Source organism: Lentzea sp. NPDC058436 (genome assembly GCF_042721515.1).
In the GTDB taxonomy this organism is placed as follows: Bacteria; Actinomycetota; Actinomycetes; order Mycobacteriales; family Pseudonocardiaceae; genus Lentzea.
Window position 1 is genome coordinate 35,635 of record NZ_JBHXLF010000028.1, and the last position, 20,690, is coordinate 56,324.

19 protein-coding genes are annotated in these 20,690 nt (G+C 70.7%); 5 read left to right on the forward strand and 14 right to left on the reverse strand.

All coding sequences use genetic code 11. The annotated features are described in order from the left end of the window. Nucleotides 1-308: 308 nt before the first annotated feature. Nucleotides 309-1,247, reverse strand: coding sequence for a MerR family transcriptional regulator (locus ACFWN2_RS42575; protein ID WP_382436385.1), 939 nt, complete (start codon nt 1,245-1,247; stop codon nt 309-311). A 180-nt stretch (nt 1,248-1,427) separates the two neighbouring features. On the opposite strand from ACFWN2_RS42575, the gene ACFWN2_RS42580 reads away from it, so the two are divergent. Next, on the forward strand, nt 1,428-1,724 hold the full coding sequence (locus ACFWN2_RS42580) for a WhiB family transcriptional regulator (RefSeq protein ID WP_112262300.1): 297 nt from the start codon (nt 1,428-1,430) through the stop codon (nt 1,722-1,724). Nucleotides 1,725-1,793: 69 nt separating this feature from the next. Here ACFWN2_RS42580 and groL read toward each other — a convergent pair whose 3' ends face one another. Both groL and groES read right to left on the reverse strand, forming a co-directional pair. Further along, nucleotides 1,794-3,416, reverse strand: coding sequence for a chaperonin GroEL (groL, locus tag ACFWN2_RS42585; protein ID WP_382436343.1), 1,623 nt, complete (start codon nt 3,414-3,416; stop codon nt 1,794-1,796). An 83-nt stretch (nt 3,417-3,499) separates the two neighbouring features. Next, complete coding sequence (gene groES / locus ACFWN2_RS42590; RefSeq protein WP_030478362.1) at nt 3,500-3,793, reverse strand: co-chaperone GroES; 294 nt, start codon at nt 3,791-3,793, stop codon at nt 3,500-3,502. A gap of 172 nt (nt 3,794-3,965) precedes the next feature. Between groES and ACFWN2_RS42595 the strand changes: the two genes are divergently transcribed. Then, nucleotides 3,966-5,471, forward strand: a complete 1,506-nt coding sequence (locus ACFWN2_RS42595; RefSeq protein ID WP_382436344.1) for an alkaline phosphatase D family protein — start codon at nt 3,966-3,968, stop codon at nt 5,469-5,471. A gap of 47 nt (nt 5,472-5,518) precedes the next feature. Further along, entirely contained in the window at nt 5,519-7,042 is a 1,524-nt protein-coding gene (locus ACFWN2_RS42600; protein WP_382436345.1) for an alkaline phosphatase D family protein, read from the forward strand. Between the two features lie 38 nt (nt 7,043-7,080). On the opposite strand, the gene tsaD is transcribed toward ACFWN2_RS42600, so the two are convergent. The 7 genes from tsaD to alr form a co-directional block, all read right to left on the reverse strand. Further along, on the reverse strand, nt 7,081-8,136 hold the full coding sequence (tsaD, locus tag ACFWN2_RS42605; RefSeq protein WP_382436346.1) for a tRNA (adenosine(37)-N6)-threonylcarbamoyltransferase complex transferase subunit TsaD: 1,056 nt from the start codon (nt 8,134-8,136) through the stop codon (nt 7,081-7,083). Beyond that, complete coding sequence (rimI, locus tag ACFWN2_RS42610; RefSeq protein ID WP_382436347.1) at nt 8,129-8,587, reverse strand: ribosomal protein S18-alanine N-acetyltransferase; 459 nt, start codon at nt 8,585-8,587, stop codon at nt 8,129-8,131. Before rimI ends, tsaD begins: the two co-directional genes overlap by 8 nt. Next, complete coding sequence (tsaB, locus tag ACFWN2_RS42615) at nt 8,584-9,264, reverse strand: tRNA (adenosine(37)-N6)-threonylcarbamoyltransferase complex dimerization subunit type 1 TsaB (protein WP_382436348.1); 681 nt, start codon at nt 9,262-9,264, stop codon at nt 8,584-8,586. The genes rimI and tsaB overlap by 4 nt, the downstream gene beginning before the upstream one ends. A 193-nt stretch (nt 9,265-9,457) precedes the next feature. Further along, nucleotides 9,458-9,802 (reverse strand): hypothetical protein, encoded by a 345-nt coding sequence (locus ACFWN2_RS42620; RefSeq protein WP_382436349.1) that lies wholly within the window; start codon nt 9,800-9,802, stop codon nt 9,458-9,460. Nucleotides 9,803-9,865: 63 nt separating this feature from the next. After that, nucleotides 9,866-10,327 (reverse strand): tRNA (adenosine(37)-N6)-threonylcarbamoyltransferase complex ATPase subunit type 1 TsaE, encoded by a 462-nt coding sequence (gene tsaE, locus ACFWN2_RS42625; RefSeq protein ID WP_382436350.1) that lies wholly within the window; start codon nt 10,325-10,327, stop codon nt 9,866-9,868. Next, nucleotides 10,324-11,421, reverse strand: a complete 1,098-nt coding sequence (locus ACFWN2_RS42630) for an alpha/beta fold hydrolase (protein WP_382436351.1) — start codon at nt 11,419-11,421, stop codon at nt 10,324-10,326. Before ACFWN2_RS42630 ends, tsaE begins: the two co-directional genes overlap by 4 nt. Beyond that, nucleotides 11,418-12,503: an alanine racemase gene (gene alr, locus ACFWN2_RS42635; RefSeq protein ID WP_382436352.1), complete on the reverse strand. Its 1,086-nt coding sequence runs from the start codon at nt 12,501-12,503 to the stop codon at nt 11,418-11,420. Before alr ends, ACFWN2_RS42630 begins: the two co-directional genes overlap by 4 nt. A gap of 122 nt (nt 12,504-12,625) precedes the next feature. Between alr and ACFWN2_RS42640 the strand changes: the two genes are divergently transcribed. After that, nucleotides 12,626-13,234, forward strand: a complete 609-nt coding sequence (locus tag ACFWN2_RS42640) for a maleylpyruvate isomerase N-terminal domain-containing protein (RefSeq protein ID WP_382436353.1) — start codon at nt 12,626-12,628, stop codon at nt 13,232-13,234. On the opposite strand, the gene ACFWN2_RS42645 is transcribed toward ACFWN2_RS42640, so the two are convergent. Together ACFWN2_RS42645 and glmS are read right to left on the reverse strand one after the other, a co-directional pair. After that, nucleotides 13,231-14,613 carry an NAD(P)H-hydrate dehydratase gene (locus ACFWN2_RS42645; RefSeq protein WP_382436354.1) on the reverse strand — a complete coding sequence of 461 codons (1,383 nt, stop codon included), beginning with the start codon at nt 14,611-14,613 and terminating at the stop codon, nt 13,231-13,233. The genes ACFWN2_RS42640 and ACFWN2_RS42645 overlap by 4 nt on opposite strands. Next, on the reverse strand, nt 14,614-16,473 hold the full coding sequence (glmS, locus tag ACFWN2_RS42650) for a glutamine--fructose-6-phosphate transaminase (isomerizing) (protein ID WP_382436355.1): 1,860 nt from the start codon (nt 16,471-16,473) through the stop codon (nt 14,614-14,616). Between the two features lie 134 nt (nt 16,474-16,607). Between glmS and ACFWN2_RS42655 the strand changes: the two genes are divergently transcribed. Beyond that, nucleotides 16,608-17,429, forward strand: coding sequence for a dienelactone hydrolase family protein (locus ACFWN2_RS42655; RefSeq protein WP_382436356.1), 822 nt, complete (start codon nt 16,608-16,610; stop codon nt 17,427-17,429). 122 nt (nt 17,430-17,551) lie between these two features. Here ACFWN2_RS42655 and ACFWN2_RS42660 read toward each other — a convergent pair whose 3' ends face one another. Continuing rightward, nucleotides 17,552-17,998 carry a hypothetical protein gene (locus ACFWN2_RS42660; RefSeq protein WP_382436357.1) on the reverse strand — a complete coding sequence of 149 codons (447 nt, stop codon included), beginning with the start codon at nt 17,996-17,998 and terminating at the stop codon, nt 17,552-17,554. Continuing rightward, a complete protein-coding gene (locus ACFWN2_RS42665; protein ID WP_382436358.1) occupies nt 17,989-20,688 on the reverse strand; it encodes a hypothetical protein in 2,700 nt (899 codons plus the stop codon). Before ACFWN2_RS42665 ends, ACFWN2_RS42660 begins: the two co-directional genes overlap by 10 nt. Between the last annotated feature and the right edge of the window lie 2 nt (nt 20,689-20,690).

The following is a 20,690-nucleotide window of genomic DNA, read 5'->3' on the forward strand; positions in this document are numbered from 1 at the left end:
AAGGCAGCGGAGAAGGCGCGGCAGGCGGGATGCGGCGGGCCATCCAGGCCCAGGAGGGGCAGCCAGGCTCGGGGCGGCGCGAGCCGGAGCAGGGCGAGCTCCACGACGTGCAGGACGGCGCCACACACACGGGCGGCACAACACGGCCGCACGGCGCGAGACAGCCGCACGGCGCGACAGCACTCCGCAGCGAGCGGCGCGGCGCAGCAGCACGACACATCGCACGGCGAGCGGCGCGACGCAGTCACACGGCAGCCCACACCCCACACAAGCGCGCCACGAGCGCCACGAGCGCCACGAACGGAGCGTCAGGTGACGGCAGCCTCCACCGCGTCCACCGCCGCCGCCAGGTCCTCCACCCGCTCCGCCGGCGACGTCACCACCCCGCGCCGCCACCCCGGCCCTCCCACGAACACCCGCACCTGCTGCCGGGTCCGCGGCAACGCGGAGATCACCCCCGGATCGGCGTACCGCGGGAGCTGCGCCCACAGCACCACCGCGGAGGGTGCGGTTCGACGCACGGCGGCGGCCAGTGCGTCCATCGGCAGGGCCGCGCCGAGTTGCCGTACGACGATGCCGCGTTGCGCGAGCTCTGCTGCCAACGGGTAGAGCGGGAGGTTGTGCCGCTCCTCCGGCATGCAGGCGAGCAGCACGGGCCGGTGGTTGCGCCCGCCGCTGACCAGAGGTGTGGCGCGCACGAACGCCGCGAGCACGCACTCGTTCAGCAGGTGCTCGACCTCCACGCCAGCGCCGGAGAGCTGCCAGCGGGCCGCGACGGCCGTCAGGACCGGGCGGACCACCTCGTTCCAGGTGGCGGTCACGCCGTCTGCGGCCAGTGAGTCGGCGAGCATCTCCTGGACGGCGATGGAGTCCATCGCCAGTGCGGCGCGGCCGAGACCACGTGCCAAACGAGACGCTCCTGGCAATTTCAGGCCACGTCCACCCGTTGGAGCTACGGGCACCTCTCCGTGCGTCATCGACGATTTCGAGTCGAGAGCGAAACGGGCCGCTTCCGCCGATGACGCGCCGCGCAGAAGTGCGCGCTGCATCAATTCGAGTCTGGCGACGTCGGGTGGCCCGTATTTCCTGTGCCTGCCCGTGGTGTGGCCGGTCGGCCCGAGTCCGTAGCGGCGGTCCCAGGTGCGGAGGGTGGCAGGAGCCACGCCGAGTCGCCTGGCCACCGCGGCCACTGAGAGAAGGGGCTCACTCGTGTGACTACCGGTCGATTTGATCTCCGGTGGTGTCATCACGAGAGCCATGTTCCGTTCACCTCATCCGGTCGGCAACTCCGGGCGGTGAGTGATCGAACACGCGTGCCGTCACCCATCAGTTGATAAGGGTCTTCAGCCTCTTGAACAAGTTTTGACGCGGTTCTACGGTGGATCATCGTTAAGCCGAATGGAGCAGTCGTCACGGAGGCGGTCTCGATGGCGGACACCCGAAGGCTCCCCGGTCCCAACGCAGATCTGTGGGACTGGCAGATGCGCGGTTCGTGCCGGGGCATGGACAGTGCGTTCTTCTTCCACCCCGACGGTGAACGGGGCCCGGCGAGATCACGCCGGGAAGCTCGCGCCAAGGCTGTCTGCCTCGCCTGCCCGGTGCTGGAGATGTGCCGCAAACACGCGCTGGCGGTGCAGGAACCGTACGGAATCTGGGGTGGACTCTCGGAATCCGAGCGCGACCACATCATCAAGGCACGAAAGCGACAACTGGCAATAGTCTGAACAACAAAACCGGCTCGGCACCAAACGAAATGGTGCCGAGCCGGTTTTGTTCGAGCTCGAAGAACAGGCTCAGTGGCCGTGCCCGTGGCCGTGGCCGGCGGCGGCCGAGGTCGGCTCCTCCGCTTTCTTCTCCACGACGGCGCTCTCGGTCGTGAGCACCATGCGCGCGATCGAGGCGGCGTTCGCCACGGCGGAACGCGTGACCTTGACCGGGTCGATGATGCCCTGCTCGAGCAGGTCGCCGAACTCCAGCTTGGCGGCGTTGATGCCGAAGCCCCACTCGCCCTCGCGGACCTTGTTCACCACGACGGCGCCTTCGAGGCCCGCGTTGGTGGCGATCCAGAACAGCGGCGCGGACAGGGCCTTCGCGACGAGCGCGACACCCGTGGCCTCGTCACCGGTCAGGCCGAGGCCGCCGTCGAGCACCTTGGAGCCGTGCACGAGAGCGGAGCCACCGCCGGGGACGATGCCCTCCTCGACCGCGGCCTTCGTAGCGGCGACCGCGTCCTCGATGCGGTGCTTGCGCTCCTTGAGCTCGGTCTCGGTGGCGGCGCCGACCTTGATCACGGCGATGCCGCCGGAGAGCTTCGCGAGGCGCTCCTGGAGCTTCTCGCGGTCCCAGTCGGAGTCCGTGGCCTCGATCTCGCGACGGAGCTGCTCCGCGCGGCCGGCGATGTCGGCCTTGGTGCCGCCACCGTCGACGATCGTGGTGTCGTCCTTGGTCACGACGACGCGGCGGGCGGTGCCCAGCTGGTCGAGCGTGGTCTCGGACAGCTTGAGGCCGATCTCCGAGGAGATGACCTCGCCGCCGGTGACGACCGCGAGGTCGTCCAGGAACGCCTTGCGGCGGTCGCCGAAGAACGGCGCCTTCACGGCGACGACCTTCAGGGTCTTGCGGACGGCGTTGACCACCAGGGTGGACAGGGCCTCGCCCTCGACGTCCTCGGCGAGGATCAGCAGCGGCTTGCCGGACTCCGCGACCTTCTCGAGGATCGGGAGGACGTCGGCGAGCGCCGAGATCTTCTCGCGGTGCAGCAGGATGCGGACGTCCTCGTAGACGGCCTCCTGCGCTTCGAGGTCGGTCGAGAAGTGCGTCGACACGTAACCCTTGTCGAACTGCACGCCCTCGGTGATCACGAGCTCGGTCGCGAGCGTGGACGACTCCTCGACGGTGATGACACCGTCCTCGCCGACGCGCTCGATGGCCTCGCCGAGCAGGGCGCCGATGGACTCGTCACGCGACGAGACCGTGCCGACCTGCGCGATGTTCTCGCGGCCCTTGACCGGGGTGGCCTTGCCCTTGAGCGCGTCCACGACGGCGTCGGAGGCGGCCTGGATGCCACGGCCGAGCGCGGTCGGGTTGGCGCCCGCGGCGATGTTGCGCAGGCCTTCCTTGACCAGCGCCTGCGCCAGCACGGTGGCGGTGGTGGTGCCGTCACCCGCGACGTCGTTGGTCTTGGTGGCGACCGACTTGGCGAGCTGCGCGCCGAGGTTCTCGAACGGGTCGTCCAGCTCGATCTCGCGAGCGATGGTCACACCGTCGTTCGTGACCGTCGGGCCACCGAACTTCTTGTCGAGCACGACGTGTCGCCCACGCGGGCCAAGGGTGACCTTGACCGTGTCGGCGAGCTTGTTGACGCCGCGCTCGAGCGCCCGACGAGCGTCCTCGTCGAAGCTGATCTGCTTGGGCATTGCTTGAAGCCTCTCTGGGTAGCGAAACGCCCCGGAAGCCCCGGATGGGGCGCCGGGGCGTCAGGCATGACAGCCGAGCGTCGTTAGTTGACGACGGCCAGCACGTCGCGAGCGGAGAGGATCAAGTACTCCTCGCCGTTGTACTTGACCTCGGTGCCGCCGTACTTCGAGTAGATGACGACGTCACCGACAGCCACGTCCAGCGGGACGCGGTTGCCCTTGTCGTCGATGCGGCCGGGGCCCACCGCGAGGACCTTGCCCTCCTGGGGCTTCTCCTTCGCGGTGTCCGGGATCACGAGGCCGGAGGCAGTGGTCGTCTCGGCCTCGGAGGCCTGAACGACGATCTTGTCCTCGAGCGGCTTGATGTTCACGCTCACCGGGATGACCTCCACGGGTCGTTGGCAGGTTCGAATTAACGGCTCCTGCCACCCCGCCGTCGCGGGGGTCGGGGCGGTGCTGGTGCCGTGCAGTTGGCACTCTACCCACGAGAGTGCCAAGCCTTCAACGAGACCCCCGAACCGATCACCATCCGGGAGCCGTATTCAGGGCATGTCCCCGTTGACGCGCCGAACGCTGCTGCTCGCAGGCGTGGCAGGAGTCACAGCGTTCTCGGTCACCGCCTCGGCCCCGCCCGGCGACCCTTTCACACTCGGTGTGGCCTCGGGTGACCCGGCACCCGACGGGGTGGTCCTGTGGACGCGGCTGGCCGTCGAACCGCTCGCCGACGACGGTCTGGGAGGCATGCCGTCCCGTCCGGTCGAGGTCCTGTGGCAGGTCGCGCAGGACGAACGATTCACCCGAATCGTGCAACGCGGTTCCACCATCGCGCGACCCGAAGAGGCGCACAGCGTCCACGTGGAGCTCGTCGGCCTGGAGCCCGGCCGCGAGTACTTCTACCGCTTCAAGGCCCTCAACCACCTCTCGCGGACGGGCCGTACGCGCACGGCGCCTCCTCCCGGCGCGCTGCACGTACCGCTGACGATGGCCTTCGCGTCGTGCGCGCAGTACGAGCACGGCTACTTCACGGCCTACCGAAGACTCGCGGAGGACGAGCCCGACCTGGTGCTGCACCTCGGCGACTACACGTACGAGTACGAGAGCGGCATCCACGTCGCCCCGAGCGGCAACGTCCGCCACGTCGAAGGCCCGACCACGGTCACGCTCGCCGGGTACCGCCGCCGGCAGGCCCAGTACAAGACCGACCCCGACCTGCAGGAAGCGCACGCCGTGGCGCCCTGGTCGGTGATCTGGGACGACCACGAGATCGACAACAACTGGGCCGGCCTGCTGCCCGACAAGCCGCAGCCGAACTTCCCCGCGCGCAGGGCCGCGGCGATCCAGGCCTACTACGAGAACATGCCTTTGCGCAGGTCATCAAGGCTGTACCGGCGGATCGGGTGGGGCTCGCTGGCGACGTTCCACATGCTCGACACCCGCCAGTACCGGACCGACCAGGCCTGCGGCGACGGGCTGCAGCTCTGCCCCGAGCGGCTCGAACCCGAACGCACGATGCTCGGCGCCGCGCAGGAGGAGTGGCTGTTCAACGGCTTCCGCGGCTCGCGGGCCCGCTGGGACGTGCTCGGGCAGCAGGTGTTCTTCTCGCAGTACGACTACATCCCCGGCGAGGTCGACAAGTTCCTGCTGGACGCGTGGGACGGCTACGTCGCCGACCGCGACCGGGTCGTGGCGGGGTTCGCGGACGTGCGGAACCCGGTCGTGCTCACCGGGGACGTGCACGCGGCGTGGGGCGCGGACGTGAAGGAGCGGTGGGACGACCCGTCGTCGAAGACCTTGGCCACCGAGCTGGTGACGACCTCGATCACGGCAGGAGGCGACGGCTCGGAGGAGTACGCCGAGACACCGCTGTGGCTGCGCGAGAACCCGCACGTGAAGTACTTCAACAACCGGCGCGGGTACACGGTGACCCGGTTCACTCCCGATGAGCTGCGCACGGACTTCCGCGGGCTGGACTACGTGACGCGTCCGGGTTCGCCGGTGCGCACCAGGGCGTCCTTTGCGGTGGAGGACCGCGTCCCAGGGCTTCACAGGCTCTAGGTGAAGCGTTCACCTCACAGCCACCCTGGTGCGTGAGGGTCGACCGCATGACTCAAGTGACGCGACGCGCTCTCCTCGTCGGGGGACTTGCGCTCACCACCGTCGGCGCGGGGTCGGCGAAGCTCATCGACCCGTTCACCCTCGGCGTCGCCTCCGGCGATCCGACCTACGACAGCGTGGTCCTGTGGACCCGCCTGGCACCCACGCCTCTCGCGGAGGACGGCGCTGGCGGCATGCCGTCGCGCGTCGTCGAGGTGAAGTGGGAGATCGCACTGGACGAGCGATTCCGGCTCGTCGTTCAACGCGGCAAGGCCTACGCACGGCCTGAGGAAGGTCATAGCGTGCACGTGGACGTGCGCGGCCTTCTGCCTGGTCGCGAGTACTTCTACCGCTTCAACGCAGAGGGTCACGTATCGCGTGTGGGCCGCACGCGCACGGCGTTGGCACCGTGGGCGTTGGGCAGCGGGCTCACGATGGCGTTCGCCTCCTGCTCGCAGTTCGAGCACGGCTACTTCACCGCCTACCGGCGCCTGGCCGAGGACCAGCCCGACCTGGTGCTGCACCTCGGCGACTACCAGTACGAGTACACGAAGGGCGCGTACGTGGCGCCCGGCGGCAACCCGCGCGACCACGAGGGCCCGGAGACCGAGACGCTCGCGAACTACCGGCAGCGGCACGCGCAGTACAAGACCGACCTGGACCTGCAGGAGGCGCACGCCGTGGCGCCCTGGGCCGTGGTCTGGGACGACCACGAGGTCGACAACAACTGGGCGGACGAGGTCTACGAGAAGCCGCAGACCCCTCAGCCGAACTTCCTGGCACGTCGGGCGGCGGCGTTCCAGGCCTACTACGAGAACATGCCGATCCGGTCCAGGCCTTCCGGGATCGACCTCCAGCTCTACCGGCGGCTGCAGTGGGGCGGGCTCGCGAACTTCCACATGCTCGACACCTGGCAGTACCGCGACGACCAGCTGTGCGGGGACGGCGTGAAGGCCTGTCCCGAACGGCTGGAGCCGACGCGCACGATCACCGGTGCCGCGCAGGAGAAGTGGCTGCTCGACGGCCTCAAGCGGTCGCACGCGCGGTGGGACGTGCTGGGGCAGCAGGTGTTCTTCTCGCAGCTCGACTTCACGCCCGGTGCCGGCGAGACCAACAACATGGACGCGTGGGACGGCTACGCCGCGAACCGCGACCGCGTGGTCGCCGGGTTCGCACGCACGCGCAACACCGTCGTGCTCACCGGTGACGTGCACGCGGCGTGGGCGGCCGAGGTGAAGGAGCGCTGGAACGACCCGGCTTCGCGCACGGTCGCGACGGAGCTGGTGTCGACGTCGATCACGTCCGGCGGGGACGGCTCGGAGACCCGCGCGGAGACTCCCGCGCTGCTCGCGGAGAACCCGCACGTGAAGTACTTCAACAACCGGCGCGGGTACGTGCGGACCCGCTTCACCGCCCGTGAGGTGCGGGCGGACTTCCGCGGCCTCGATTACGTGTCGAGGCCCGGAGCTCCCGTCACGACGAAGGCGTCCTTCGTGATCGAGGACCGGAGTCCCGGGCTTCACCAGGCCTAGCGGAGCTTGGACCTGGTGAAACCCGGGCTGAACCGCGTCTAGAAGATCTGGACCGTGCTGACTGGCAGGCCCGGCGTGGTCGAGATGTCCATCGGGGACGGCTTGGCGCCCGCCGCGACCAGGTGGGCGCCGAGCGCCGCGATCATCGCGCCGTTGTCGGTGCACAGCCGCGGCCTCGGCACGCGCAGCTCGATGCCCGCCTCGGCGCAGCGTTCGGCGGCGAGGCCGCTCAGGCGCGAGTTCGCCGCGACGCCGCCGGAGATGACCAGTGTGCCGACGTCCAGGTCCTTCGCGGCGCGGATCGCCTTGGCGGTCAGCACGTCCGCGACGGCCTCCTGGAACGACGCGGCGACGTCGGCCAGCGGGATCTCCTCGCCTGCGCGCTCGGCGCGTTCGACCCAGCGGGCGACCGAGGTCTTCAGGCCGGAGAACGAGAAGTCGTACTTCGCGTCGCGCGGGCCGGTGAGGCCGCGCGGGAACGCGATCGCGCAGCCGTTGCCCTGCTTGGCGAGCTTGTCGATGGGCGGGCCGCCGGGGTACGGCAGGTCGAGCAGGCGCGCGACCTTGTCGTACGCCTCGCCGGCCGCGTCGTCCACGGTGGAGCCGATCTCGGTGATCGAGTTCGCCAGGCCGCCCTCGATCAGCAGCAGCTGCGAGTGGCCGCCGGACACCAGCAGCGCGAGGCAGCGCTGCGGCAACGGGCCGTGCTGCAACGTGTCCGCGGCGACGTGGCCCGCGAGGTGGTTCACGCCGTAGAGCGGCTTGCCGAGCGCGGCCGCGTACGCCTTGGCCGCGGACACGCCGACCAGCAGCGCACCGGCGAGACCCGGTCCGGCCGTGACGGCGATGGAGTGGATCTGGGAGAGCTCGACCTTCGCGGTGTCGAGCGCGCGGCGCAGGGTCGGGACCAGCGCTTCGAGGTGGGCGCGCGAGGCGACCTCCGGCACGACGCCGCCGAAGCGGGCGTGCTCCTCGACGCTGGAGGCGACCTCGTCGGCGAGCAGTTCGAGCGAGCCGTCCTGGCCGAGGCGGACGATCCCGAAGCCCGTCTCGTCGCACGAGCTCTCGATGCCGAGAATCAGGCGATCAGACACTGTGAGCTGGCCTTCCCATCGTGTACGCGTCGGCACCCGACGGCTGGTAGTAGCGGCGGCGCAGGCCGAGCTGGTCGAAGCCGTGCGCCTTGTACATCGCGATCGCGGGCTCGTTGTCCGTGCGGACCTCGAGGTAGACCGGCACGCCGATCTCGTCGACGCGGGTCAGCAGGTCGCGCAGCAGCATCTTGCCGACGCCCCTGCCCTGCCAGTGCCCGATGACGGCGATCGTGTGCACGCTGGCCTCGTACTGCGACGCGGCGAGTCCGGCGTAGCCGATCAGCTCGTCGCCGTCGTACGCGCCGACGTAGTAGTTGCCGTTGTCGAGCTCGGTGTGGAACGCGTTCTCGCTCCACGGGTCGTCACCGGGGAACAGCGCCAGCTCGATCTCGTGGCACTTCGGCACGTCGGCGTGCCGCAGCGGCGCGAGCGTGACGGTGCCGGTGGTCATGCCCTGGTCACCCTCTTGCGCCCGGTGGGCTCGACGGCGTCGGGACGGCGCAGGTAGAGCGGGGTGAGCGCGGCCGGGCGGGCCTTCGCGAGCACCTCGGCGGCCGCGGCGGCGACCAGGCCTTCGGGGCTCGGATGCTTGGCGTCGAGCAGTTCGAGGCCCAGGACCTCGGAGTAGATCTCGGCGCCCTCACCGGTCGCCTGGTGCACGCCCAGCGCGGGCAGCTTCTCGGCGAGGTCCTGCGGGCGTTCGACGTGCGGCCCGTCCGTGCGGCGGCCGGCGGCGTCGTAGGCGGCCCAGTAGACCTCCTTGCGCCGCGCGTCGGTCGCGACGAGCAGCGGGTGGCCGCTGGCGGCGTCCTTGGCGATCGCGTCGGTGGTGGCGACCGGGTAGACCGGGCGGTTGAGCGCCTGGCCGAGAGCGGCGGCGGTGGCGAGGCCGACCCGCAGGCCGGTGAACGGGCCGGGTCCGGCGCCGACGACGATCGCGTCGAGGTCGGCGAACGTCCTGCCGGCCTCCGCGAGCGCGTCGCTGATGTGCGGGGTGAGCAGCTCGCCGTGCGCCTTGGCGTTGAGCGTCACCCGCTTCGCGAGCAGGCGCGGCGGGGAGTCTGGCGCGAGTTCGACCACACCGGCGGTGACTGCGGGGGTGGCCGTGTCGACGGCGAGCACTAGCACGGTTGACCAGGGTAGTACCAGCCCGTGCCGACCATCCGGTGGGTGGTTCCAGCGGGCGAAGCGCCGAAACCATCCGCTCCGAACGGTCCCGTCACGGGGTTCGCGACGCTCGGCCGCGGATCGTGCGCAGTCCCGGGAGGACTTTCAGCGGATGGCCGACGGGCTCGTCCGGCCATCCGCTGACGCCCGTCGATCAGCCTGCCGAGTTGCCGTTGCAGGCGACGTAGGACGGCGAGTGGTCGACCGTGAAGATCTCCAGCGGGCCGTTCCACTGCCACGGCGCGACGCACGCGTTGTTCAGCACGCTGATGCCGTCGCCGCCGTGGCCGGTGTGGTTGTCGTTGCACGCGGCGTAGCCCGGGGCGTGGCCCTCGTGCAGCAGCGAGAACGGGCCGTTCCACTGCCACGGCGCGGCGCAGAGGTTGTCGGCAACGCTGATGCCGCCGGAGCGGTCGTGCTCACCGGCGGAAGCGGGAGCAGCGGCCGCGAGCAGCGCGCCACCGATGACTGCGGTTGCGAAGAGCGTCTTCTTGATCATGCGTGTTCAATCGGCCCGTCACGCTCTGTCCTTAATGGACATCACCCCATGCGGCAGACCTCGTCACACAGGCAGGGGACGACCGACCCATTCGCCCTGCGGAACGAGCTGAGCTGTGCGAACGTCGTCGATTCCGCGTTCGAGGCGGATCAGAAGATGATCTTCGTTCAGGCGTTCCGCGACACCCTCGCCCCACTCGACCGCGACGACCGCGTCGACCAGGTCCGTGTCGAGGTCGAGGTCGTCCAACTCGTCCAGGTGACCCCCGAGCCGGTACGCGTCGACGTGCACCAGCCGCACGCCCCGGCCGTCCTCACCGGGCTCGTGGACGCGGGCGACGACGAACGTCGGCGAGGACACCCTGCCCCGCACGCCCATGCCCCGCGCGAGACCGCGCACGAACGCCGTCTTCCCGGCCCCCAACGGACCGGCGAGCAGCAACAGGTCGCCCGCGCGCACGAGCTCACCCAGTTTGCGGCCGAACTCCTCGGTGTCCTCCACCAGGGGCAGTTCGACGGTCTTCACGCTCGGCGCCACCACTTCTTCCGACTCTCTCCGCGATCGGTCGCGCACCGTTCGATCAGCGCGACCAGGTGGTCGTTGACGAGATCAGCCTGCTCCATCATCACCATGTGCCCGGCACCGGGGGCCCGCACGAGGGTGGCGTGCGGCATCTCCTCCGCCATCCGCTCGGCGTGCGAGAACGGCGTGAGCTTGTCCGCGTCGCCGCTCAGGATCAGCACCTCGCAGTGCCGCAGTCCGGCCAGCGCCTTGTAGCGGTCGTGCGTGCCGAGGGTCTCCAGAAACTCGGTGAGGACCTTCACCGTCGTCCCGTTGATCATCTGCTCCATCAGGTCCACGAGGGACGGCGCGACCTTGCGGTCACCGAACGCCCCCATGCGGATTCCGCTCCACGTAAGGCTTTTCGCGCTCTTGCGCACCCACTCGACCAGACCGGGCTGCACACCCGCGAGCCGGCCGACGCCGAGCGTCACCGGGTTGTAGCGCGACAGCACGGACTTCGGCAGCCCCGCGCCACCCACGGCGCCGGCGGCCGTGCCGATCAACGCGACGCCGCGCACCCGTTCCTCGAAGAGCTCCGGCATCTTCTCGGCCAGCGCCATGATCGTCATGCCGCCCATCGAGTGCCCGACGAGCACCAGCGGGCCCTCCGGCACGACCGAGCGGATCACCGAGTCGAGGTCGAGCGCGAGCTGCTCGATCGTGCTGTTCTCGACCGACGAACGCCCGGAACGGCCGTGGCTGCGCTGGTCGTAGAGCACCTGGTGCACGCGCGGGTCGATCAGCTCGGCGATGTCGCGGCGCTGGAAGTGCCAGCAACGGCGGTCCAGGGCGAACCCGTGCACGAGCACGACGGTGATGTCGGGCTCGCCGCCGTCCGCGGGATCGACCTCCTCGACGGAGATCGGCACGCCGTCCTCCGCCGCCACCGTCGACTCGCGGTCGGGCCTGAGCTGGCCCAGCGGTTCGTCGGCGAGGCTGTCGGACGCGGTCTTGCGCTCGTGCGAGACCTTCGCGGTCTGCGCCACGGCCGCACCGGCCACGACGGCGCCGACCGCGCCACCGACCCACCCGACGACCTTCCACACCGGCTTCACGTGTAGATCCTCCGCACCCGCGGCCGGTACATCCCGCAGACGATCTCGTAGTCGATCGTCCCGGTCAGCTCCGCCCACTCCGTCGCCGTCGGCTCCCCCCGGCGGCCGTCTCCGAACAGGACGACCTCCGCACCCTCCGCGATCTCGTCGTCCCCGCAGTCCACGACGACCTGGTCCATGCAGACACGCCCGACCACCGGGCGGCGCCTCCCGTCCAGGAGCACCTCCATCCGGCCGGAGAGCGCCCTCGGGACACCGTCCGCATACCCCGCAGGCACCAGTGCCAGCGTCGTGTCCGTCTGCGCCGTCCATGTCATCCCGTAGGAGACGGACTCCCCTGCGGGGATACGTTTCGTGAGCGCCACGTGCGACCGGAAGCTCATGACCGGCCTCAGGTCGTGGTCGGTCGGCACCGGGTTCAGGCCGTAGATCGCGATGCCGGGCCTGACCAGGTCGAAGTGCAGGTCGGGCCTGGTCAGCAGGGCCGCGGAGTTCGCGATGTGCCGCTTCGGGTCCAGGCCGTGCGCCCGCGCCACCTCGTAGGCGTCGTCGAACCGCTTGGCCTGCAGGTCCACGGACGGGTCGCCGATCTCGTCGGCGGACGCGAGGTGCGACCAGATGGCCACGACCTCGTGCTTCTTCGCCTGCTCGACCAGCTCGGGCCAGTCGCGCGGCTGGCAGCCGTTGCGGCTCAGGCCGGTGTCGATCTTGAGGTGCAGGCGCGGCCGGGCATCGGCCTCCTCCGCCGCCTGCTCGATCCGGCGCAGGTCCGACAGCGACGACACGGACATGTCGACGTCGGCGGCGAGCCCTGCGGCCAGGTCCTCGTCCGGGGCGTCGAGCCACGCGAGGACCGGCGCCTGGATGCCCGCCCTGCGCAGCGCGAGGGCTTCCTCCGTGCTGCACGAACCCAGCCAGGTCGCGCCGGCTTCGAGGGCCGCGCGGGCGACCTGGACCGCGCCGTGGCCGTAGCCGTCCGCCTTGACGACGGCCATCGTGTCCGCGGACGGCGCGAGACCGGCGAGCAGGGCGACGTTGTGCCGCAGCGCGCCTAGGTCGACGACAACTTCTGAACGAGCCATAACCTGTTCATCGTGCCATGACAGCCGCGAGCAGGGACTATGGCGCAACTCGCACGCCAGGTCACGTTTCGCCGAACGCGAAGCGCGAACCGCGGCGGCACTCGCTCGGCCAGGCTGGGGCCATGGCCGCACAACGGACGTTCATCGCCACCGCGCACGCCTTCGCCGACCTCGTGGACGCGCTACCCGCGGACAGCCTCGACGGCCCCGGTCTCGGCGAGTGGGCCCTGCGGGACCTGGTCGGCCACACCGTCTCCGCCGGGCTGGCCGGCGTCGTCGAGGCGCTCGGCCGGCGGGCCGGCACCGAGGACATCACCACGCCGGAGGGGTACTACGCGCTGGCGAAGACCGTTGATCCGGCCGTCTACCAGGCCGTTGTCGCTCATTCCACCGTTGATGCGCGGAACTGGGGCGCACGACTGGGCGAGGTGCGGCAGTTCACCGAACGTGCCGTGGCCGCCGTCGCCTCGGCCGAGCCGGACGCGCTGGTCGCCACGTCGGCGGGCGGGATGCGGCTCGCGCGGTGGTTGCCCACCAGGACGTTCGAGCTGGTCGTGCACGGCATGGACGTCGCCGCCGCGGCCGGCCTGCCGTTCGAGCCGCCCGTCGAGGCGATCGCCGACTCGGCCGCGCTGGCCGCGCGCATCGCGGCGGTCACCGGCAGCGGTCAGGCCGTCCTGCTGGCGTTGACCGGCAGGCGCGACCTCGCGGCGGGCTTCTCCGCGATCTAACGGGCCCTGATCGCGCGGATCGCGTCGGGGACGGCCTCCATCAGGCCCGAGGCGGGCAGAGGTGCGCCGTCCGCGCCCAGTTCGGCGGCCAGGACGTGCGCGTACGCCGCGTACCCCGCCGCCAGGAACGGGTCGAGGCCCGCGGCCAGCAGCGCGCCGATGATCCCCGACAGCACGTCACCCGAGCCTGCCGTCGCGGGCCACGACGACGTCGCCGAGTTGACCAGCGCCCGTCCGTCCGGTGCCGCCACGACGGTCCGGTGGCCCTTGAGCAGCACCACGGCGTTGAACCGCTGCGCGGCTTTCCGCGCCGCCGCGACGCGATCGGAGCCGACCGGACCGGTCAGGCGTTCGAACTCGCGGTCGTGCGGCGTCAGCACCAGCGGCGCGTCGGGGTCGCGGGCGTCCCAGAGCGACGGCTGGGAGGCCAGCAACGTGATGGCGTCCGCGTCGGCGATCACCGGGACCCCGGCGTCCAGCACGAACCGCAGCACCTCGGCCGACGACGTGCCGGTGCCCATGCCGGGGCCGACGACCCAGGCCTGGACGCGGCCGGCGTCGGTGATCGAGCCCGTGCAGATCGTCTCCGGCCAGCGGGCGCGGATGGCGTCGGCGGCCGGACCGGCGTAGCGGACCATGCCGGACGTCGCCAGGACGGCCGCGCCGGTCGAGAGCACCGCGGCGCCGGGATAGGTGGAGCTGCCGGCCGCGACACCCGTGACGCCCTGGGTGTACTTGTCGTCGGACGGGCCGGGCACCGGCCAGCGAACGTCCGAGCGGTCCAGCAGCACGAAGTCGGGGTCGGACGGCCGCAGACCGATGTCGACCAGGTGCACGTCGCCGCAGTCGGCCAGCGCGTGCACCGGCTTCAGGCAGCCGAACGTGACGGTGGTGTGCGCTCGCACGAACGGTCCGGAGGTCTCGCCGGTGTCCGGGTCGATGCCGGACGGAAGGTCCACCGCCAGGATCGGCGCGGTCACCGAGGAGACGAGGGCGGCGGCGTCCGGCCGCAACGGGCCACGTGCGGAGAGGCCGATGATGCCGTCGACGACCAGGTCGGGAGTGCCGATCTCGGACACGATCCGGCCGCCCGCGCGACGGAACGCGGCGAGGCCCTCGGTGTGCGCCTTGGCCGGGTTCAGCAGCACGGCGGACACGGCGACCCCGCGGCGGCGCAGGAAGTAGCCGGCCCACAGGGCGTCGCCGCCGTTGTTGCCCGCACCCACGAGCAACGTCACGCGGCGACGTCCGGCAAGAAGCCTGAGGGCGTGGGTGGCCACACCGAACGCGGCCTTGCGCATCAGCGAGCCCGGCGGGACGACCGCCATGAGCTCCTCTTCAGCGAACTTGACGCGTTCGGTGTGCCAGACGCCTCTCACTCACTCGACGGTAACGGACTTCGCGAGGTTGCGAGGCTTGTCCACGTCGTAGCCGCGGGCGGTCGCGATCTCGGCCGCGAGCACCTGCAGCGGCACCGTCGAGATGAGCGGCTGCAGCAGCGTCGGAACGGCCGGGATCTCGATCAGGTGGTCGGCGAACGGGCGGACCGTCTCGTCGCCCTCCTCCGCGATCACGATCGTGCGGGCGCCACGCGCCTGGATCTCGCTGATGTTCGACACCAGCTTCGAGTGCAGGACGGCACGGCCCTTCGGCGACGGCATGACCACGACGACCGGGAGGTTCTCCTCGATCAGCGCGATCGGGCCGTGCTTGAGCTCGCCCGCCGCGAAGCCCTCGGCGTGCATGTAGGCGAGCTCCTTGAGCTTCAACGCACCTTCGAGAGCCACCGGGTAGCCGACGTGGCGGCCGAGGAACAGCACGGCCTTCGAGTCGGCGAGCTCCCGGCCCAGCGCCTTGACCTGGTCGATGGTGCCGAGCACGCGCTGCACGGCGGCGGGCATGGCCTCCAGCTCGTGGAACTCGCGGGCGACCTCGTCCGGGTACTTGGTGCCGCGCGCCTGCGCCAGGGCCAGGCCCACCAGGTAGTTCGCGGCGATCTGGGCGAGGAACGCCTTCGTCGACGCGACACCGATCTCCGGGCCGGCGTGCGTGTAGAGCACGGCGTCGGACTCGCGCGGGATCTGCGCGCCGTTGGTGTTGCAGACGGCCAGGACGCGGGCCTTCTGCGCACGGGCGTGGCGCACGGCCTCCAGCGTGTCCGCGGTCTCGCCGGACTGCGACACCGCGACGACGAGCGTGTCGCGGTCGAGGACCGGGTCGCGGTAGCGGAACTCGGAGGCCAGCTCGACCTCGACGGGCAGGCGGGTCCAGTGCTCGATCGCGTACTTCGCGACGAGACCGGAGTGGTAGGCGGAGCCGCAGGCGATGACGAAGACCTTGTCGACGTCACGCAGGTCCTGGTCGGACAGCCGCTGCTCGTCGAGGACGATCCGGCCGTTCGCGAAGTGGCCGCGCAGCGTGTTCGCCAACGCCTCCGGCTGCTCCTCGATCTCCTTGAGCATGAAGTACTCGTGGCCGCCCTTCTCGGCGGCGCTGAGGTCCCAGTTGACCGTGAACGGCTTGGCCTCGGCGGGCTCGCCCTCGAAGTCGGTGACCTCGTAGCCGGAGCGGGTCAGCACGACCATCTGGTCCTGGCCCAGCTCGACGGCTTCCTTGGTGTGCGCGATGAACGCGGCCACGTCGCTCGCGACGAAGTACTCGTTGTCGCCGACACCGACGACCAGCGGCGAGTTGCGGCGCGCGGCGACGACGGTGTCGGGCTCGTCGGCGTGCGTGAAGACGAGCGTGAACGCGCCCTCCAGGCGGTTCACGACCTTGCGCACGCTGGCGACCAGGTCGCCCTTCGTGTCGCCCTCCGCGTAGGCGAAGGAGACGAGGTGCGCGACCGTCTCGGTGTCCGTGTCGGACGCCATCTCGACGCCGGCGGCCTCCAGCTCGCCGCGCAGCGCGAGGAAGTTCTCGATGATGCCGTTGTGCACCACGGCGACACGGTTCGTCGTGTCGCGGTGCGGGTGCGAGTTCTTGTCGATCGGCGCGCCGTGCGTCGCCCACCTGGTGTGACCCATGCCGACGGTGCCCACGAAGTTCTCGCGGCCCACCTCGTCGAGCAGCGTCTCCAGGTTCTGCAGCCGCCCGGCCTTGCGTTCGACGGCGAGTTCGTCGCCTGTCACGACCGCGACGCCCGCCGAGTCGTAACCCCGGTATTCGAGGCGCCTCAACCCGTCCAGCACGACGTCGAGCGCCGACTGGTGACCCACGTATCCCACGATTCCGCACACGGGAAACAGACTAGCTAGACCACGCCACTAACCCTAATGAGTGAGAGGCCTCCGTTTGCGCAGGTCAGGCGCACATGTGGTGTAGACCAATCTCGGATGTGGTGTGCGCGACAGGATCGACTACGGTTCACCACATGGCTCGCCGCGTGATCACGCTGACCGCGAAACAGGCCCTTGAGCAGCTCAGCAGGCCCGGCCCGCACCCCGTGCTGCGCGGAGACCTCGCGCTCGTCGGCCTGCCGGGCGTGATCTTCACGCCCCAGTCCGGCCTCGGCCTGCCCGCTGTCGCGTTCGGACACGGCTGGATGCAGCCCGTGCGCCGCTACCACGGACTTTTGCGCCACCTGGCCTCGTGGGGCGTGGTCGCAGCGGCACCGGCCGTGGAGCGCGGGCCGCTGCTGTCGTCACGGGTGCTGGCGGCGAACCTGCTGACCACTTTGGACATCTGCACCGGCGTGCGGCTCGGCACCGGGGAGATCAGCGTCGACCCTGCCAAGGTCGCGCTGGCAGGGCACTCGATGGGCGGCGGCGCGGCGGTGCTGGCGGCCTCGGGTTCCGACCGCGTCAGGGCCGTTGTGACTTTGGCCGCAACGGAGACGCGCCCCTCGGCACTCGACGCAGCACGGGAGGTCCGGGCGCCCGGACTGCACCTCGCTGCCGGTGAGGACCGCATCGCACCGCCCGTCGGCCACTCGGAGGCGATCGCGCAGGCGTGGGCCGGTCCCGTGCAGCTGCGGTTGCTGCCCAAGGCCTCGCACCTCGGGTTCACCGAGGGCAGGCACTGGAGCGAGCTCATGCTGGACGGCAGCGGCGAGCGGGGGGCGCAGAAGCTGGGGCGCGCGTTCGTGACGGCGTTCCTGCTGCGGGTGCTGACCGGCGAGCGGTCCTACGACGACCTGCTGGACAGCGACCTGAAGAACGCGAACCTGGTGTTCCAGCGGGAAGCGCTGCGCTGACGACAGACCTGACGACGAGAGGCCCGCACCGGAGTCGGTGCGGGCCTCTCGTCGTGAATCGGGTCGGCTGAGCCGGATGTGACCGCACCGGCACCACGACGGGTGCCGGGCGCGCACTCCCGTCAGCTGAGCCAGGTCTGGCCGCTCAGGTCGTCATCGTCGTCCACCGGCGCAGGCCGGCGGCGATGCACCGGCGGAGGCGGCACGACCGGTGGTGGAGGCGGCGGAAGAGGCGGCGCGACGGCCTGCGGAGCGGACGTCTGCGGCGCGTAGCCACCGTCGTCGTCCTCCGGGCCGAACGCCATCTCTCCGGCGCCCCGCTCGGGGCGTTCCCACTGCGGCTTGCGCGGCTGCTGCTTCTCGCCCTGCTTGACGATGTTCTCGGCGGCCTCGCGCGCCGCGGAGAGGTCGCGCTGCTGCTTGTCCTCGCGGGCCGCGACGTCCGCGGCCACCCTGTCCTGGTTCGCCTTCAGCTCCGCCGAGACCTCGGCCGTGGCGCGGTGCGTCTTCGCGAGGTTCTCGTCGAACAGCGCCTGGACGCGCGGGTCCACTTCCCCGATCATCGCCATGGGTTGGCGGCCTCTCCTCGGTCTTCACCCAGCGTGGTCTGCATGGCGCTCAACGGGTTGCTGTTGTCCTCGTCGAACAACGTGCCCGTGGTGCGCCACTGGCTGGCCCCGCGCTCGGAGTCGCCGCCCTGCTGGCCACCGGCTCCGCCACCCGCCATGCCGCCACCCATCATCCCGCCGCCGCCCATCATGCCGCCGGACGACGCACCGGACGGCGCCTGGCCGTTGGCGTCCTGCATGGACGGCAGGTTCGCGGAACCCGGCTGGCCCGCCTCGGACGCGTTCGTGTTGAACGAGCCGCCGTTGCCGTCGCTGGAGTTCGGGCTGCTCCACGCGCTGTCGGCGTTCGAACCGCCGAGCACCGACTCCCCGCCGCCGCTGCCGCTCGTGAACGAGACGCCGGACGTCGAGGTGCTGTCCGAGGCCTGGGCGAACTGCGGGCTCTCCGCGGAGATCCGGGGCTCGCCGAGGCTCGGCATGATGCCGTTGTCCTCGATGTAGCTGCGGGCCATGGAGTCCTGGAAGCGCTCGGCCACGTTCGGCGCGGCCTCGCCCGGCGGGCTCCAGACCTGGTCGCCTGCCGGAGCGGGCATCGTCTGGAACTCGGCGGGTGCGGGCATCGGCCGGGCCTCGGCCTCGGCCGGCATGGTCCTGACGTCCTCGACCGCCTGCGGGAAGTCGGACTCCGGCGTGCGGAGGCCGTCCTCCAGCCGGGCACCGTCGGAGCCGCCACCGCCGGGGCCCTGCGCGGCAGGGTTCTCGTCCTCGCCGAAGCCGACGCCGATCTTGTCGGGCGTGCCGTCGCCGTCGTCGGCGGTCAGGTTGATCTGACCGGTCTCGGTGTCGACCTCGGCGGTGAAGTTGACGCCGTCCTGCTCGATGTGGATCTTGCCGTCCTCGCCGACCTCGACGGGGATGGGGTTCGACTCCGACCCGAGCGGGCCCGCGTTCGGCGCCGCGCCGCCACCGGGTGCGGGCGTGCCACCCGCGGCCGGCGTCTGCCCGCCCGCCGTCGGGTTCGAGGCGGTGAGCTGGTTGGCCATGTTCGTGATGGCCTGCGTGCCGTTCTGCCCCATGAGGGCCTTGGCGGCCTCGGGGTTCTTGCTGAAGTCGAGGTCGTAGGTCTTCGGCTCGCCCTTCGGCGTGTCGATCGTCATCTTCACGTGCCCGTTCGAGTCGGGCTCCGTGACCTTGATCGTGTTGTCGCCGGCCGTGACCGTGACGGTCTCGAGCTTCTCCTCCGGCTTCGGCTCGTCGGGCTTGCCGTCGCCGTCGAGGTCGTCGGGCTTGCCGTCACCGTCGGTGTCACCGGGGACGTCCGGCTTGCCGTCGCCGTCCTTGTCGAGCGGGTTCTCCGGCTTCGGCATCTCCGGCGCGCCACCACCGCCGCCACCGCTCGGGCCACCACCGCCGCTGGGACCGCCGCCGCCACTCGGGCTGCCGCCACCACCGCCGCCGTTGTCGACCTTCTTGCGGTCGCCGCCCTGCTCCGCGAACGGGGGCGGGTCGCCGACCTTGCCGAACGGGTCGTTGCCGAACGCCTCGGTCATGCCGGTGAACATGGCCTTGTAGTCGCCGTCCACACCGGTCTGCACCGCCTGGCAGTAGCCGTCGAACGCCTTCTTCTTGCCGTCGAACTCCTGGCAGAGAGCCTTCAGCTTCTCCTTGGCGTTGTTGATGATGTTCTCGCGGGTGCTGGAGATCCAACTGCCCCAGCCCAGGCCGGCGAGCATGCCCAGCGGGCCGCCGCAGACCGCGCCGAGCACGCCGCCGAAGACCGCGTTCGGCACACCGCCGAGCCAGTCGAGGATGCCGCCGTCGTTCTCGAAGAGGTCGCCGTTCGCGTGGCGGATCGCGGTCTCGGCCTCCTCGACCGTCAGACCGCCGCACTTCTCCGAGTACTGGTCGTGGATCTGCTGCGCGAACTCCTTGACGTGCTTCTGCATGTTCGCGACGCCGCCGGTGATCGCACCGGGCCCCTTGCCCGCGGTCTGCACGAACGTCTTGGAGGTGGTCGCGAACTTGTCGTGGTAGCCGCGCGCGGCCTCGGCCGCGGGGCCCTCCCAGGAGCCGAGCCCGTTCCAGGCGGAACCCAGCGCGTTGTCGTGCGCCTCCGCCTTCTTCACGTTCTCGGTGATCTTGTGCGCGTCCTCGCGGAACTTCGCGAAGTCGATGTCGCGGACCTCGTCGTACTTGCGGTAGATGTCGCCCTCGAGGTTCGGGGCGGCACCCTGGTGCCCGCAGGCCGGCGCGGCCTTGGCGTAGACGGGGATGAACTTCTCGAAGAACCTGAGACCGGGGGCGCCGGCGTCGAGCAGCGTGTTGCTGTTCGGAACGTCGCCCTGCTCGTTCAGGACCTTCTGCGTGGCGCCGAGCTCGCGTTCCTCGCCCGCCTTCTTGACGAGGTCGTCCGCGTCGTCGCCCTCCATCGTGAAGGCGGCGTGCTGGGCTTCCTTGCGGATGTTGTTGCCCTCGCTGAGGCCGAGCGTCAGCGGCGCGAGGACCACGCCCACCACGTGGTCGCCCACGCTCGGGTCGTCGGGGACGTCGACACCGTTCGCCTTGCCGTAGCGCTCGACCTCTTCCTGGGGAGCGCCGGCGCCGGCGAGGGCGCGCACGAGCTGCTTCTTGGTCTCCGGAGTGACGTTCGGGTCGTCGAGGAGCTTCTTGATCTCGGTCTGGTCAGCCACGA